At 65.0% G+C, this 16,129-nt stretch carries 11 protein-coding genes; 5 read left to right on the forward strand and 6 right to left on the reverse strand.

Annotated elements, in window-relative coordinates:
- The first annotated feature begins 244 nt into the window (after positions 1–244).
- Positions 245–2,464, forward strand: a complete 2,220-nt coding sequence (locus ACIBJI_RS20410) for an MMPL family transporter (protein ID WP_397085238.1) — start codon at positions 245–247, stop codon at positions 2,462–2,464.
- 6 nt (positions 2,465–2,470) lie between these two features.
- On the opposite strand, the gene ACIBJI_RS20415 is transcribed toward ACIBJI_RS20410, so the two are convergent.
- Both ACIBJI_RS20415 and ACIBJI_RS20420 read right to left on the reverse strand, forming a co-directional pair.
- Complete coding sequence (locus ACIBJI_RS20415; protein WP_396956645.1) at positions 2,471–2,950, reverse strand: hypothetical protein; 480 nt, start codon at positions 2,948–2,950, stop codon at positions 2,471–2,473.
- 386 nt (positions 2,951–3,336) lie between these two features.
- On the reverse strand, positions 3,337–3,786 hold the full coding sequence (locus ACIBJI_RS20420; protein ID WP_396956648.1) for a MarR family winged helix-turn-helix transcriptional regulator: 450 nt from the start codon (positions 3,784–3,786) through the stop codon (positions 3,337–3,339).
- 91 nt (positions 3,787–3,877) lie between these two features.
- Here ACIBJI_RS20420 and ACIBJI_RS20425 point away from each other — a divergent pair, with 91 nt between their 5' ends.
- Positions 3,878–4,642: a dioxygenase gene (locus ACIBJI_RS20425; protein ID WP_397085240.1), complete on the forward strand. Its 765-nt coding sequence runs from the start codon at positions 3,878–3,880 to the stop codon at positions 4,640–4,642.
- A gap of 25 nt (positions 4,643–4,667) precedes the next feature.
- Positions 4,668–5,204: a DoxX family protein gene (locus ACIBJI_RS20430; RefSeq protein ID WP_397085242.1), complete on the forward strand. Its 537-nt coding sequence runs from the start codon at positions 4,668–4,670 to the stop codon at positions 5,202–5,204.
- Positions 5,205–5,306: 102 nt separating this feature from the next.
- Here the strand turns inward: ACIBJI_RS20430 and ACIBJI_RS20435 are convergent, their stop codons facing one another.
- Together ACIBJI_RS20435 and ACIBJI_RS20440 are read right to left on the reverse strand one after the other, a co-directional pair.
- On the reverse strand, positions 5,307–6,248 hold the full coding sequence (locus ACIBJI_RS20435; RefSeq protein ID WP_364345981.1) for an acyl-ACP desaturase: 942 nt from the start codon (positions 6,246–6,248) through the stop codon (positions 5,307–5,309).
- Positions 6,249–6,556: 308 nt separating this feature from the next.
- Entirely contained in the window at positions 6,557–8,167 is a 1,611-nt protein-coding gene (locus ACIBJI_RS20440) for a hypothetical protein (RefSeq protein ID WP_397085244.1), read from the reverse strand.
- A 189-nt stretch (positions 8,168–8,356) separates the two neighbouring features.
- On the opposite strand from ACIBJI_RS20440, the gene ACIBJI_RS20445 reads away from it, so the two are divergent.
- Both ACIBJI_RS20445 and ACIBJI_RS20450 read left to right on the forward strand, forming a co-directional pair.
- Entirely contained in the window at positions 8,357–13,060 is a 4,704-nt protein-coding gene (locus tag ACIBJI_RS20445) for an FHA domain-containing protein (protein ID WP_397085246.1), read from the forward strand.
- Entirely contained in the window at positions 13,041–13,319 is a 279-nt protein-coding gene (locus ACIBJI_RS20450) for a hypothetical protein (RefSeq protein WP_397085248.1), read from the forward strand. Before ACIBJI_RS20445 ends, ACIBJI_RS20450 begins: the two co-directional genes overlap by 20 nt.
- A 51-nt stretch (positions 13,320–13,370) precedes the next feature.
- Here the strand turns inward: ACIBJI_RS20450 and ACIBJI_RS20455 are convergent, their stop codons facing one another.
- Together ACIBJI_RS20455 and ACIBJI_RS20460 are read right to left on the reverse strand one after the other, a co-directional pair.
- Positions 13,371–15,095 carry a GMC oxidoreductase gene (locus ACIBJI_RS20455; protein ID WP_397085250.1) on the reverse strand — a complete coding sequence of 575 codons (1,725 nt, stop codon included), beginning with the start codon at positions 15,093–15,095 and terminating at the stop codon, positions 13,371–13,373.
- A 62-nt stretch (positions 15,096–15,157) separates the two neighbouring features.
- Positions 15,158–16,087: an NAD-dependent epimerase/dehydratase family protein gene (locus tag ACIBJI_RS20460; RefSeq protein WP_364345985.1), complete on the reverse strand. Its 930-nt coding sequence runs from the start codon at positions 16,085–16,087 to the stop codon at positions 15,158–15,160.
- Positions 16,088–16,129 lie beyond the last annotated feature (42 nt).

Consider the following 16,129-nt stretch of genomic DNA (forward strand, 5'->3'; position numbering starts at 1 on the left):
GACAAGGCCTCGCGACATTCTGTAGATCACGTGAAATAACGGCCCGTGGACTGTGAATCAGCCCAACCCGCGGTCCGAATATGCTTGGGCCACCTGGGCGTTCGGGTCAACTCACAATCGTAGCGCCTGATTTGTTGTGCGCTTTCGGAATCCGCGCTGATCCATGTGTCGATGACGGTGGCATTGTTACGATCCAGCTGGTCGGCCCGGCCGTTGGATTCACGCACGCATTAGGAGGCCGCGATTGTTCGCCGATTTCACGCAGTGGGCAGATATCATTGTTCGGCGACGATTCACGGTGATCGGCGTGATTGTGGTCGCGATGCTGGGGTTGGGTGCCTATGGTCTCGGACTCGGCGATGATCTGAGTTCCAGCGGATGGGACGATCCGAACTCGGAATCCGCACAGGCGGCGCGACTGCGCGACGAGGTATTCGGACGCGATCACAGCGGTGACGTCATCCTGCTGTACCACGCGCCCGAGGGGGCGACGATCGACGATCCGGCCTTCGCCAGTGTGATCGTCGACAGTCTGAACGAGTTGCCGCGCCGCTTCCCTGATGAAATCGCGAAGATCAACGGAACATACTGGCCGACCGAAACCGGTGTGGCGGTGCCGGATCTGTTCGGCTCAAAGGACCGCAAGCACGCATTCGCCTCCATCGCCGTCAAAGGCCATGATGACACCGAGCTGATGCGCAACTTCCGCAAGGTCGCGGACGGTTTCGACGTCCCGGGCATCGATATGGAGGTCGCGGGTGGGCAGCCGGTCGCCGGTGCGCTGAACGACACGATGGTCCACGATCAGACGCGGATGGAACTGTTCGCCATACCCGCGGTCACGGTATTGCTGTTCTTCCTCTTCGGCGGGGTCGTCGCCGCCGCGCTTCCGCTGATCGTCGGCGGACTCACCGTGCTTGCGGCCTGGGGGGTCATTCGCGCCATTACCACCGTCACCGAGGTGAACTCCTTTGTTTCCCCAGTGGTTTCGATGATCGGCTTGGGCCTGGCCATCGACTACGGACTGTTCATCGTGAGCCGATTCCGTGACGAACTCGCCGACGGCCACGAGGTACCGACGGCGGTCCGTCGGTCGATATCGACCGCAGGTCGCACAGTGGTGTTCTCCGCGACCATCGTGGTCGTGGCGGCGGGCGGCATTCTGCTGTTCCCGCACGGGTTTCTGAGGTCGTTCGCCTACGGTGCGATCGTCACCATCGCACTGGCAGCGCTGACAGCGGTCACATTATTGCCCGCGCTGCTCGCCGTGCTCGGCCGCCGCGTGGACCTGCTCGGATTCGACTGGTTCCGCAAGACCGGATCCGCCGACGACGTACCGGACAACTTCTGGGGCCGCGTTGCCGCAGTTGTGATGAAAAGACCACTGGTCGTTGCGATCCCGGTGTGTGCCGGACTCCTGCTGCTCATCGCGCCGGTGCAGCATCTGGCGTTCGGTGGCATCACCGAGCGTTTTCTACCACCCGATCACCCGACTCGATTGGCGCAGCAGCATTTCGACGAGACCTTCCCGCTGCGCCGGATCGATCCGATCTACCTGGTCATGACCACCTACCACAGCCCGGATATCGAGACGGTGGTAAAGCGCGCCGAGCAGGCCCCCGGCTTGGCCGCACCGTTCCCGAAACCCACACAGCGCCCGGCGCAACCGTTCGTCTACACCACCGAGACCGTGCTCGCCAGCTCCGCGGATGCCGACGCGACCATCGACTATCTGCGGTCGATGGATCTGCCCAATGGAACAACGATGATGGTCGGCGGCGAACCGGCAGCGCAACGCGACAGTATCGACGCGCTGCTCGACCGGCTACCGCTGATGCTCGCGGTCGTCTTCATCGCCACCTCCGCACTGCTGTTGCTGACCTTCGGCTCAATCGTGTTGCCGCTCGAGGCAGCTGTGCTGAATCTGCTCGGCCTCGGGGCCACCATCGGCGTGCTGACCTGGATCTTCGTCGAGGGGCACGGGGCCGGGCTGCTGGGGTTCACGCCGCAGCCGATCATGCCGCTGGTGCTGATGCTGATCGTGTCGGTGATCTACGGCCTGTCGACCGATTATGAGGTCTTTCTACTCGCTCGCATCGTCGAGGCGCGCAAGGCGGGCGCGTCCACGACGGAGGCGGTCCGCACCGGTGTCGCGCGTACTGGGCGGATCATCTCCGCCGCCGCGCTGATCTTGATAGTGGTGACGGGTGTGTTCGCGTTGTCGGATCTGGTGATGATGCAGTACATCGCTCTCGGCATGGTCACCGCGCTGTTCATCGATGCCACCGTGCTGCGCATGCTGCTTGTCCCCGCGACCATGAAGCTGCTCGGTGACGCTTGCTGGTGGGCACCCGCCTGGCCGCGGCGCATTCAGCGGAATGCGGTCGTCCGCGAACCGGTTACCGACAGCGCAGCCGCGATACCGACGGCGAGTCGATCGGAATCGGATCCGACGTCGGTCTGACGCATGTCAGCTCGCCAGATCGGCGACATGCCGCTTGCGGCCGGCTTCGGCGGCCCGCACCGCGGCGGCGATCGCGACCACCGGCGGAACCCAGCGGGCCTCACGCGGGGAAATCCCCCAGCAGGCCGAACCGGCCGACAGACGAGTCGGCGGGAGCGGGATGCTCGCACCGTCGGTGTGCACGATCGCGCCGAGGCCGCGCAGTTCGCCGATCGCCATGGCCGCCTTGGCCGCACCGACCACCAGATGAATCTCGCGGCGCTGCGGACCCGGGATTTCGATCACCGGACCGGACAGGTTATTGGCCCGAAGGTACCGGCGCACGGTGGCGGCCCGTGCACCGGTGAGTTCGATGGCCGAGATCTGCTCGTCGGTGATCAGGCAGACACCATTGGTCGTTTCCGCGACCGTCCAACCACGTCGGCGGCAGTCCTGCACCGTATCCGATGTGGCCTCGGTGACGGAACTCGGAAACGTCGTCGGCACTATCTTCTCCGTTCTCGGCTCAAATCTGCGACCATCAGCGTCACATCCGTACCTGGGCATCAAATCTGTCCGGGCTTAGAGTTTCCCAACAGATTTCTTACGGCCCTGATTCTGCGGCGTTCCCAATGCCGGTGACATCACCTCGAGGTCGCGTAGGCTGTCCTCCTTTGGTCGGACCCGCACACCGAGTCAGTGGTGCGGGGGATCAGCTCTCGGCTGCGTGGGCGAACAGTCGTCGCTCGACCGTTGCGCGCCTTGTCGGTTCGCGCCGGTGCGGGACTGGACGCGGCGGGGGAGGCGGTCACCGCAACGGCGGCGGTGCGCGGTCCAACGGTCGGCGTCGTCTCGGTGTGCTGCACCGTGTTCGTGTCCCGGCGAGCTCAGAACTAGCCGAGTCGTCGTGCGACCTCGCCGAGCCCGGTGGCGATGGCATCTTGTTGTTCGGGGGTCAGCGCATCGATGAGGACGCGTCGGACCGTTTCGACATGGCCCGGGGCGATCTGTTCGAGGCGATCGCGTCCGGCCGCGGTGAGGTTGGCGATGACGCCGCGGACATCGGTGGGGCAGGCTTCGCGGCGTACCAGACCTGCCTTCTCCATTTGGGTGACCTGGTAGTTCAGACCGCTTTTCGAGGTATACAGGGCATCGGCCAGTTCGGTCATGCGCAGTTGACCCTCTGGTGCCGCGGCGAGGCGGACCAAAACCTCGTACTGGGTGTGCGAGAGTCCCTCCTGTTTGAGGTGCTGTTCGACCTGACGGCCGACGAGCGCACCCGCCGCCAGGAAACCCTGCCAAGTGCGCATTTCCCGCTCGTTCAGCCATTTCGCGTCAGCCACGGCAGCCATCCTACCGATGTTGTTCAAATTTGAACAACACGCTATAGTTTCCATCGGGTTCAAATTTGAACTAGTTGGATGGAGGGCAGCGATGGCCGGACCGATGCCGGTGCTCTACCTCTCACACGGCGCACCGCCGCTGGCCGATCACCCGCGGTGGCCCGGTGAGCTGGCCGCGTGGTCGCGCGAATTGCCGCGTCCCACCGCGATTTTGATGGTTTCCGCGCATTGGGAGGCCGCGCCGATCGCACTCGGCGCCACCACGACGGTGCCACTGGTCTATGACTTCGGCGGTTTCCCGCAGCGCTACTACCACGTGCAATATGCCGCACCGGGCGCGCCGGAACTGGCGGACAAGGTGCGCAAATTGCTCGGCGGCGGTGTCGTCGATGTGCCGGATCGCGGGCTGGACCACGGGGCCTATGTGCCGCTGAAGGAGATGTATCCCGACGCCGAAGTCCCGGTATTGCAGCTGTCGATGCCGACGCTGGACCCGCAGCGGCTGATGGAAGTGGGCCGTCGGCTCGCGCCGCTGCGCGCCGAGGGCGTGCTGATCGTCGGCAGCGGCTTCTTCACCCACAACCTGCGTGCCATCACCGCCGATGACGAGCACGTCTACAACTTCACCGCCGAATTCGACGACTGGGGCCGCGAAACCCTCGCCGCGCACGATCTCGACGCCCTGCTCGACTTCGAAAACAAGGCCCCCGCCGCACATCTCGCGCATCCGCGCACCGACCATTTCGCACCGCTGTTCGTCGCCCTCGGTGCGGGCGCGGACGATTTCACCAACCAACGCACCGTCATCGACGGCTTCTGGCTGGGCATGGCCCGGCGCTCCATCCAGCTCGGCTGATCCACCTCACTACGAAAGGCATCCGATGACCGCGACTATCACCGCCCCCGCCGCGCACACCGAAACCGCAACGCCCACACACACTTACGACTTCGGTCTACTTGTCCTGCGACTGGCCGTCGGACTCACCATGGCCGCACACGGCGCGCAGAAACTGTTCGGCTGGTTCAATGGCGGCGGCCTCGACGGCACCGGCGCATTCTTCACGATGAGCGGCTACCCATCAGGCAAGGCGATGGCCGTGGTCGCGGGCCTCAGCGAAACCCTCGGCGGACTCGCCCTCGCCATCGGCCTGCTCACCCCGCTCGCGGCGGCGGCACTGGTGGGAACCCTGCTCAATGCGATCGCCGTCAAATGGGGTGGTGGCTTCTTCGCCCCGAAGGGCATCGAATACGAACTGGCCCTCACCCTCGCCGCCGCATCGCTCGCCCTCACCGGTCCGGGCCGATACGCCGTCGACCGCGTGATCCCGGCGCTGCGCAACCACCGCCTCGTCTTCGGCATCGCCGCGATCGTGTTGGCCCTGGTCGTCGCGGGCGCGGTCCTGATCGTCCGCAACTGACACGATCAATCGGGTAGACCCGCCAGGCAGGCGTCACCTGATCGGCGTCGGGCCTGATGTCACAGTCGTGTGAATGCTCGTGCGCGACTGTGACATCCAGCGCTACCCGACGCGCGCCGCCTCGCGGGCGAGGATGCGGGCGCGTTGTTCTTCGAACTTGATGACATCGCGCGTGAGTTTCTCGAGGTACTCGCCGAGTTCTTCGCGGCTGCGTTCGCCGCGTGCGGTGAAGTCCGTGCGGTTGAAGACTTTCCAGATTCGCAGGACCGGCAATACGACCTCGTCGAGGTGCTGACGCAGGTCGTAGATCCCGTGCTTGACCATCAACACGCCATTGCGACGCCAGTTCGGCATTCCGGTACCGGGCATGGAGAACGTTTTTACGATCTTGGTCACCGACTCGATCGTCTGGTCTGGTGCGATGTCGAACGCGGCGTCGGTGACGTTGCGATAGAACATCATGTGCAGATTCTCGTCGGCTGCGATGCGTTGCAGCATCCGATCGGCGATCGGGTCGGCGCAGACGCGTGCGGTGGTGCGGTGGCTGATCCGGGTAGCCAACTCCTGGAATGTCACGTACGCGACCTGATCGAGCACACCGGCGAAGTGCTCCGGCGCGTGTACACCGCGCGTCAAATGCACCATCCGGTCGTTCTCCAGGGCGACGGGATCGATAGCGCGGGTGCATACCAGGTAGTCGCGCATGGCGATCGCGTGGCGGTTTTCCTCGGCGGTCCAGCGGCCGATCCAGGTGCCCCACGCACCGCCGTTGGTGAAATTATCGGAGATCACGCGGTGGTAGGAAGGCAAGTTGTCTTCGGTGAGCAGATTGGTGATCATCGCGACTTTGGCGACTTCCGAGAGCCGTGACTGGTCGGGATCCCAATCCTGCCCACCCATTGCTGCGAAGTTGCGGCCCTCGTCCCAGGGCACATAATCGTGTGGATACCAATCCTTGACCGTGGCCAAATGCCGGTCGATGTTGGCGCCGACAACCGGCTCCAGCTCCGTCAGTAGTTCGAGTTGCGTCAAGTCCTTTGCCATGCAGCGCCTTTCGATTCGGTGGAACCATCCACGGAACGCAGAGCTGTTCACGCATAACTGACTACGCGGCCAAGCCGCCCTCACACCCTAAACGAGCGCCCTCGATCCAGCGCGCACCAGACCCACTTCTCTACATAGCGTGACCGACCATAACGAGAAGTGCCACTGCCCAGTCGAACGGCCGATTGCCCCGAAATAGCCACCTTGGCGTCCAGTTCGACGAGCGCTGCGCCCGTCTTGTCCCGTAGCGCTCGAAATCGGAGGCTGAATCGTACGCCCAATGCATGGATCGTCTGTCCGATGTCTACTCAGCTGGTGCTGGCCTGATCCGATCCGGCCGTGCGAACCAAGAGCCTGTGCAGTACCTGTGCGGGCGGGGTCGCTTGCTCCGCGTTGAGCACCACATCGGTGAATGCCTCGGTCAGGGCCGTCGCTGGGTCGAGTTGTCCGCTGCGGAAGCTTCGGGCACTCAACTGCGCGCGCCATGTTCGGAAGCCGGATACTGTGCGATTCAACGAACCTCGGTCCTCGCGAGCCTGCGGTAGGTACGCCTTCAGCAGTGCACGTTGCGCGGCGGTTCGTGCGCGGAAGCCACCGGCCGCGTCGAGCGCCGCGCCGAGCTCACGCACAACGGAGGCATACACCGGGCGGTGCACATATCCCGGGGACGCGTTCTCGGCTGCGGTGCCGCCGGTTTGCATAGGGTCGGTCGCCGCGCGCGCCGCGAGCACGATGCGTGAGGTGTGCAGTGCCGAATCCCATTCCAGGCGTGTCGGTTCGCTGTCGGGCATCTCGTCGATGCCGATGGCTTGCAGGTTGACTTCCGGGTACTGCGGCAGCACAGCGTCGACCGCGGCGACGATCTCGGTCAGCACCACCTCGGGTACGCCGGGTGTATCGAAGCCGAACGCCTGCACACCGTGCCGCTCGGCCAGTTCCCTGGCCAGGCGCGCGGCAAGGGATTCGCCGGGATTCGATTGTGCGGTCTTACGATTCGGATCCTCGCTTTTGCCAGTGGTGCGGGCCTGCGCGGGCCTACCCGGTATACGTGGTGGGGCGTCCTGCCTCCCGGCGTCCGGGGCGCTGACGCGCGGCGGCCGAGTCGTCGGCTTGGACCACGGTGTGCCGGCCGTACCGGGTTTGGACCATGGTGTGCCGGCTGAGGCGGGTGTACCAGCCGCGGTGGGCAGGGATCCTGCTACGGGACGGGTGCGCCCGATGTCCGCCCGCGCAACCGGTTGCAAACCCGCGGCAGGCGATCCCGCGCTGTCGGTAGCTGGTTGATCCGGACCGGATCGATCGCTGTCGGATTGGTCGCTGTCGGATTGGTCGCTATCGGGGCGATTTCCCGCCGTCTGATCAGACCGGTGCGGGTCCGATGCCGGATCGTCGGCCGAGGCGGGTGCGCCGGTGTCCGTCGCGTGTGTTCCTGTAGACCTGATCCCTTCGGTCGATGTCTGATGTATCGGCGGAACCGCGTTCAGCGCGGAGGTCGCTGCCGAGGATGGCTGCGTCGCGGTGCGTTCGGTCGCGGTACTGTCACCGATTGATTGTGCGGCCGTACCAGTGCCGGCCGTAGTCGGTCCCGTGCCGTTCTCGGTTTCGTTGCCCGCGTTGCTGATCAGACGTGCTCCGACCAGGTCGGTGTCCTCTAGATTGTTCGCGAGTTGGCGCAGATCACTGCCGGATTGTCGCAGAACCCCGACGAGGCTGTCGAGGTCGGCCATGGTCTGCTTATGTTCCGGTATATAGGACTGCGCGAATGCGCGGCCTGCGTCGTCGTCGCCCCAGGGTGCGCCTTCGGCGGACAGGGCGTTACGCAATGTCTGCACGGTCGCCGCGACATCCGCGGCAATGCGCTCGTGTTCGGGCGCACGGGCTCGCAGCGCCTCCGGGTCGGCGTAAAACTGTTCGGCCACACCCGTTCTCCCTAGATCCTCGCCACTTCGGTGGGACCGATACGCGCCCTCGCCAGCCCCGATGCTGGGGATATTTCCATTTACTGTTAAGTTTTCGCTCGCTCTATTCCCTGTCTTGGGAATAGAGAGGTTCATCTGGACGCATCAAAATTGGCCTGTTGGGCATATGGAGGGTGCCGGGAGGCTGCGATGGATGCGAGTGGCCTACTCGTCGAGGTGCCCTCGGCCGTGCGGGATCTGGTTCTGGGGCAATGGCCTAGAACCCAGGTCGGCGGCATGCGCTGCAACGGGGACGCATACATGCTGGCACACCGCGAGATCACCGCTTGTGCAGACCGATACGAGGCCGAGGCACCGCGCACCGAACAGGCCGTCAGCGGCGAGACCCGGACTGGAATGGCCGAAAGGCACCGTACCGTCCTACAGGCCATGCGCGACAAGGCCGCAGTGTGCAAGAGCATGGGGCAGCAATGCTACGACGTAGCCGATTCAACCGTGCAGGTACAGCATCTGCTGGTCGCCACGGGGATCGCGCTCGGCGCACAGCTCGCCTTCGACATGCTGCTGTTCTTCCAGGGCGGGGGCGCCAAGGCGCTCGCCGACCGGCTCGAGGCCGAGGAAGAGATGCGCATGATGACCGCGCGGTTCACCACCGAGGTGGGCGAGCATGCGGCGGCGGGTCAGGCCGAGCGGTCAGCGCTGCACGGTGCTGTCCATGCGGCCGCGATCGGTGGTCTGACCGGTGCGTTGACCAGTGCGGGCGCACAGGTCTGGGACCTGATCGACGGCGTGCGCGACGAATTCGACGTCGGATCCATGGTGGAGTTGGCGGTCGGCGGGGCCTTGGGCGGTGCGGCCGGTGCCGAGGTCGGGCGCAGAGTCGCACCGCGTGTGCTGGACCGCTTGAGCGGCAGAGCCACGACCACTGCGGGGCGGCTCGCCATGCATATGGGCGGCACCGTGCTGATCGGTGGCGCGGGCGGTCTGGGCGGCGGTATCGTCGGCGCTCTGCCCTCGGTAGCATTGCATTACAAGGACATTCACAGCATCGGCGACGTGTTCGAGATCGTGCGCTCGGCAGCAATCACCGGTTTCGCCGGCGGTTTCCTCGGCGCGGCGACCAGCTCATTGCGGGTCCACCAGGCAGGTCGCAATGCGTTCCGTCGCGACGATGGCACCTCCCGGCTGGCGCTGCGGCAGCGGGAGTTCGCAACCCACATCAACGAGCTATTGCGCTCGGGCGAGGCTCCACGGGTCGAGACGATCGCACGCACCAGCATGCTCGACGACTCGGCAAAACTGGTGGAGCGCCTCACCTTTCACGATGGAACTCAGGTCATCCACAAGGTGGTTTCGAATCCGCGGCACGCGCACGCGGAATTCCTGGTCTCGCTGGTCGGTGACGCGGTCGGAGCGCGAGTACCAGCGGTGCATGTCATCGGCGAGCACGTCTACATGGAGGTGGTGCCCGGCAAGACCGGACAGGATGCTTATCCCCGCGACTGGGAGGCGGAAGGACGGTTCTTCGGCACACCGAGCGGAAAGCGATTGGGAATTCTGGACGTGTTGATCGCCATGCCGGACCGCAATTCCGAGAACTGGATTGTCGACCGCAGCGGGCAGGTGTGGGCAATCGACAACAGTCGCGCTTTCGAGGGCGGCGTGGACGCCGAGGTGATCAGCCCCTTCGCCAAGCAATTCCAGGAATATCACCTCATCACCGAAATCAATTGGAAAGACCACGATTTCACGCAGACCGAGGTGCACGAGATCCGACAGCGGATCGAAGAGTTGCAACCGGCGTTCCTGGCCGCCGGGCGGCGGAGCTGGCACGATGCGATGCTGCACAGGCTGAATATTTTCGAGCAGCACGCTGTCGATTACGTCGGTCCGCGCCAAGCCTCGGACCAGCGCTCGGTGTCGCCGCTGGTGGTCGGCGAATCACCGGTTCGCGCACCGGAATCCAACGGGCGGCGCCCGGTCGACGGTCGTGACGTTTCCGCCGGTCCGCGCGGGGCCAGAGACCGCCCTGGGGCCCATGATTTGAACCAGGGGCTACCCGGAGCACCAGCGAGCCATGCGCCGGTGGACGCTGACGCACCCGAGCCTCCGCCGGTACACAGGGATGCCGATGATCCGGTCGTGCGCGAGGAGGGCACGCAGGACGAGGAGCCATCCCCGCACGTCGACGAGCCGTCCTATGACGGACCGCCGACGCGCCCGCAGCCGCGTGTTGATCTGGAGGACCGACCGGCGAACGACGACGACCTGCATGCCGCGGCAAAGCCGCCTGGCGCCACAGCGTTCTACCACCATCCGGATGGCGGCTATGTGGACGTGGTTCTGACTGGAGCGGACGGTGCGCGGGTTCCCCTTCGACTGATACCTGGGCAAGAGTACGTATTGGGGCGCGGCGAGGGCGCGCTGCTGGACAACATGGCGACCGATGTCGTTTCACGTCGGCACCTGACCATCAGGGTGGATGACCGAGGCCACGTATTCATTCGGGACAACGGATCGCTGAATGGAACCTTCGTCGACGGCAAGCAGCTGGTCGGTCACCAGTGGGTGCGGATCTTCGACGGCCAAGACCTCATCTTGGGTCGGAATTTCGAACTCGGGGTGGCCTTCGAGCGCCAGATGGCCGAGGTGCGGTTGTTCGGCGACGACGGTCAGGCGTTCAGGTTGTATCGCGGTCAGACCATCGATATCGGCCGTTACGACTTGCCGCCGGATACGCCGGGCGCCGACGTGGTGTCGCGGCGCCACGCGACCATCGGTATGGACGAGAACGGCCGGGTGTGGATTCAGGATGCGGGCTCCACCAACGGCACCCGGGTGAACGGCGACAGACTCGTCGATGGTGAGCAGCGAACGCTGCGGCCGGGCGACGCGGTGCAGTTCGGTAGGGGTGACTCCGAGCGGCTCGCCGGATATCGCGGTGAGGTGCAGTTCGTCGCGCCGGACGGAGCGACGGCGACGGACCCGGTCCGGGTGCTCCTCGGTTCTGGACCGAACGCGACGCCCGTTCGGCTCGGACCCGGACACACGGTCGTGGTCGGTACCGACGCGAGCTCTCCCTTTGCGGAGCAACTTATCGGGGTGGCCGGGGTCGACGCACGCCACGCCACGCTCGGCCTGGACCATGACGGCCGGCTGTGGATCCGCGATCACGAGGGATCGGCTGGTGTGTGGGTCAATGGGGACCGGGTCGCGCCGAATCAGAAGGTCACCCTCACCGAGGGCGACCGTGTCCGGCTCGGTCCGGAATTCGTCGGCACCGCACAGATCGGAGCTGGTGAGCACACCGCCCTCCCGCCGGTCGTGCTGCACTTTCCGCCGGACCGGTCGCGGACTCCGATCCACTTGGAACCCGGCCAGGAACGAATCATCAATGTTGATGAGATCAATGGAAACGTTATCGAGTTCGATCTCAAACGGGGCGTAATGAACGGGCATGAGGCCACTTTCGGACGTGATCTCGATGGTCGAGTATGGGTGCGCGACCCGGGGCCCGAGGGCGCGGTACGCACCAAAGTCAACGACGAGACGATCCCCGCCAACGAGAAGCGCTACCTCGACAATGACGACAAGCTGACCTTCGACAGGGTGTCCGCGAGGGTGGCGGTCGGGGAGGAATCCCCGCTCGAAGTGCGTCTATCCGATGACGCGGACGCACCCGCGGTCCGGCTGCGGCGGGGTGAGGAGGTCAAACTCGGCCGTTCACTGGACTCGCCCATGGCCGAGCAACTGTCCGACCTCTCGGTATCCCGGCACCATGCCACGATGTACCGCGACGAATACGGGAACCTGTGGCTGCGCGACGAACACTCCACGCGCGGTACTTGGGTCAACGGCAAAAGGGTCGATCCGGATGCTGGGCCGGTTCAGCTCCATCCGGGCGATATGATTCGGATGGGCGAGTGGATGGGCTCCGCGCAATACGGGGATGGCTCCCGTGAGCCCGCTCCGCAGGTTGTGCCGGTGAAGCTCAACAGCCCGCATGGCGAGCTGTCGCTCGACCTCATTCGCGGCGGCGAGCCGGAACTGCTGGGGCGCAGCAACTCGCGGGTGCCCACCAGCCTTCGGCGCTATGACTTTATCTCCGATCGTCATGCCAGCGTCGGTGTGCACCCGTCTGGCCGGGTCTGGATCCGCGACGAGGGATCGACGAATGGCACCTACGTCAACGGCAAAAGGATCAAATCCGGCACCACGGTCACTCTGCATCCGGGCGATCAGGTGGGGTTGGCGAAGGACGCATACGAATTCACCGTCGCCTTTACACCGGCCGAGGGCGGCCCGTTCATCAACATCATCGACTCGATGCCGGAGAGCAGGCGGGTGGTCAAGGATCTGGCGCTGATACCCGATCACGTATTTCAGCGCGTGAGCGACCACATCAACGCCTCGCCCGATGGCGCCATCGTCATCGGCAAGAAACCGGTGAAGGAAATGCCCGGCCTAGAGCAGGTGGTTCGGGACAATCCCGAAGGCCCGAACGACCGAGTCAAGTGGCATAGGGTGGCGGGTCTGTATTCGGGTGGGCCACGCCGTATCTACGTGGACTCCAACTACGGCAAGGACTTCTTCCCCGGGGCGGTGGCCTGGCACGAATTCGGCCACGCCGCCGACGCCGCGTACGGAACCGGTGGGCACTGGCTCAGCGATGGCAACGAGTGGAAGGATCTCCATGCGGAGATGCTCGCGGCGATCGGAAGCCACTCCGATTGGGACCATTATGCGGATACGCCGAGGGAGGGGTTCGCCGATGCCTTCTCGGCATGGGTCGCGGGCGGACCCAAGAATATGCAGCAACTGCGTAAGTTTGCCTGTGGCAACAAACGCATCGCCGACAAGTTGGAGGAGTATTTTGCCCGAGTTCTCACATGACGCTGTCGGCCGACCCGTCCTTGCCAGGGATGGCGTAACGATTTTTCGACGCGTCGGCGGCCGTACCAGCGACGGCGGAAGTTTCGACGGCTACGAGGAGTTCCACCCCGGCGATCAGGGCTACGACGAAATGCTCCCCGCGGCCAGGGCGAACCGGGTCGAGGCAGATGAACCAGAGGAATCCGCGGTCGACCCCGATACTCTGGCCCGCCTCCTGCGTGAATCAGGTTTGGACGCAGCGGATCTCGAGGATCTGTGAACCCGGGCGCCGATCATGCCGGTGACGACCCAGCCATCGGCCATCGCCGGCTCAGCTGGCGGCGGACTTGTGGGTGCGGATTTCGACTATCGGCAGGACCAGGGCGGCTGGGGCGTCGGCGGGGACGACGGGGTTATTCGGGGCGATCGGCTGGATCCGTTGGTAGGCAACTCCCGGCGCGGGACGCAGGTCGTGTTCGCCCTTGTTGGGCCAATAGGCGGCGCAGCGTTCGGCTTGGGCGGTGATGGTGAGCGACGGATTCACGCCGAGGTTCGCCGAGACGGCGGCGCCGTCGACGACGCTGAGGGTCGGGTAGCCGAAAACTCGGTGGTAGGCGTCGATTACGCCGGTGTCGCGGTCCGCGCCGATGGGTGCGCCGCCGAGGAAGTGGGCGGTGAGCGGAATATTGAAGACTTCGCCCCAGCTGCCGCCCGCGACGCCGCCGATTTCCTCGGCAACCCTGCGGGTCACCTCGTTGCCCGCCGGAATCCAGGTCGGATTGGGTTCGCCGTGGCCCTGTTTGCTGGTGAGCTTTCGGCCGAACAGGCTGCGCTTGGTGTAGGTGGTAATCGAATTGTCGAGGTGCTGCATCACCAGCGAGATGATGGTGCGCTCGCTCCAGTTCTTCACGCTCAGAAAACTGATGAGCGTCAACGGGTTTCGCACCACCTGGCCGAGGAAGCGCAGCCAGCGCGGCACGCGGCCGCCGCCGTCGACCATCAGGGTCTGCAGCAGTCCCATCACATTCGAACCCTTGCCATAGCGGACGGGCTCGATATGGGTGTCGTGGGTGGGGTGGATCGATGAGGTGATCGCGACGCCGCGGGTGAAGTCGACGTCCGGATTCACCCTGCGGGTCGCCGCGCCCACAATGGATTCGGAGTTGGTGCGCGTGAGTTGGCCGAGCCGGTCGGACAATTCGGGGAGCATGCCCCGATCGCGCATGGCGTGCAACAACTTCTGGGTGCCGAGCGTGCCCGCGGCCAGCACGACCTGGCCTGCGGTGTAGGTCTGCGAACGCTTGCGCAACCATGCCCCGGTACGTTCGGTCGAGACATCCCAGGTGCCGTCGGGCAGTGGTCGGATCGCGTTGACCGTCGTCATCGGAATCACCTGTGCGCCAGCCTTTTCCGCGAGGTACAGGTAATTCTTCACCAGGGTGTTCTTCGCGCCGTGACGGCAGCCGGTCATGCATTCACCGCATTCGAGGCAGCCGGTGCGGTCCGGGCCGACGCCACCGAAGTACGGGTCCGCCACGGACCTTCCCGGCTCGCCGAAGAAGACGCCGACCGGGGTCTGTACGAAGGTTTCGCCGCAGCCCATATCGTCGGCGACCTTCTTGAACACCTCATCCGCCGGTGTTATGTGCGGGTTCTGCACGACGCCGAGCATCTTCTTCGCGCGCTCGTAGTACGGGGTGAGCTCGGCGCGCCAGTCGGTGATATCGCGCCACTGCTGATCCTGGAAGAACGGCTCCGGCGGCACATAGAGCGTGTTGGCGTAGTTGAGTGAACCGCCGCCGACACCCGCACCGCCGAGGATCAGCACATTGCGCAGCGGGTGGATGCGCTGGATGCCGTAGCAGCCGAGCTTCGGCGCCCACAGGAATTTACGCAGGTCCCAGCTGGTTTCGGGCAGCTCGTCATCGGCGTAGCGTCGACCGGCCTCGAGCACACCGACCCGGTAGCCCTTCTCGATCAGCCGCAGCGCGGTCACGCTGCCGCCGAATCCCGAACCGACCACGAGTACGTCGAAATCCGTTTCTCGCTGGTCCATGTGGTGCTCCTCGATCTGTGTCGCCAGTGACACCGGTAACACTACTACCGAGTAGCAAAGGCTCAGAGCTGGGTCTGCCACCAGGCGACGGTGGCCGCGATGGCCTCGTCGATCGGCGTCGGATGCAGGCCGAGGCGCTGCTCGCTGGCGGATGAATCCAGTACGAACGGCCGCGTGACCTGGTAACTCATCTCGGCGAGCTCGCGCATCGTCTCATTGGTGAAGCCCATCATGCGCAGCAGGGCGGCCGGTGCCGCGAAGACCTTGGGGGCTGCGACACCCGCGGCGGCGGCGACCGCGTCGAAGAGTTGCTGCTGGGTGATCGGCGGCGCGGTCGGGGCGTGCAGGAAGGAATTCCAGACCGATTCGTCGGCGGCCGCGCGGATCATGGCGGCGGCGAGGTCGGGCATATAGGTGTAGGAGTGCGGGAGGTTGAGCTTGCCCAATGCCTGCACCCGCTTGCCGGTGAGGATCGGGACGAAGACCTGCTCCCCGGCCAGCGACGCCCGCACATACGGGCCGAGGAAGTCCGCGGCGGCGACGCTCACTGTCGCGGCGGCGTGTGCTTCGCGAGCGCGCACCAGTTGCGTGCGGACACTGGGTTTACCGAAATCGGCATTGCGGGGCAGGTTTTCGGTGATCGGACCGTCGACCTTGCCGTAGGAATAGATGTTTTCCGCGAAAACCACTACAGTTCCGGCCTTTTCGGCCTCATCGAGCACGGTGCGCTCGGCCGGCGGCAGCTCCGCGCGCCAGACCTTCGCGGTGTATTCCGAGCCTCCGAGGCAGTGGTAGACGGCCGTCGCGCCGTCGAACTCGCCCGAAAGCTGTTCGGGTAGTGTGGCATTGACCTTGCGTCGCTCCACGAGTGGATGATCGGGACCGCTCCCGGACCGAGTGAGCACGCGGACCTGTTTGCCCGCCGCGGCCAATTGCTCGGCGATGGTGGTTCCGGTGGGCCCGGCTCCGGTGACGATGTGCAGCTCCGACATTGTGAGTCCTTGTCTACTTTGGCGAGCGGTGCTCTCTGTTGT

The sequence above is a fragment of the Nocardia sp. NPDC050408 genome (genome assembly GCF_044458905.1).
GTDB lineage: Bacteria > Actinomycetota > Actinomycetes > Mycobacteriales > Mycobacteriaceae > Nocardia.

Bases quoted from the DNA above. Each gene is read 5' to 3' on its own strand.
- ACIBJI_RS20445 (WP_397085246.1), top strand. From the start codon at position 8,357: ATGGATGCGAGTGGCCTACTCGTCGAGGTGCCCTCGGCCGTGCGGGAT.
- ACIBJI_RS20455 (WP_397085250.1), bottom strand. From the start codon at position 15,095: ATGGACCAGCGAGAAACGGATTTCGACGTACTCGTGGTCGGTTCGGGA.
- ACIBJI_RS20430 (WP_397085242.1), top strand. From the start codon at position 4,668: ATGACCGCGACTATCACCGCCCCCGCCGCGCACACCGAAACCGCAACG.
- ACIBJI_RS20435 (WP_364345981.1), bottom strand. From the start codon at position 6,248: ATGGCAAAGGACTTGACGCAACTCGAACTACTGACGGAGCTGGAGCCG.
- ACIBJI_RS20460 (WP_364345985.1), bottom strand. From the start codon at position 16,087: ATGTCGGAGCTGCACATCGTCACCGGAGCCGGGCCCACCGGAACCACC.
- ACIBJI_RS20425 (WP_397085240.1), top strand. From the start codon at position 3,878: ATGGCCGGACCGATGCCGGTGCTCTACCTCTCACACGGCGCACCGCCG.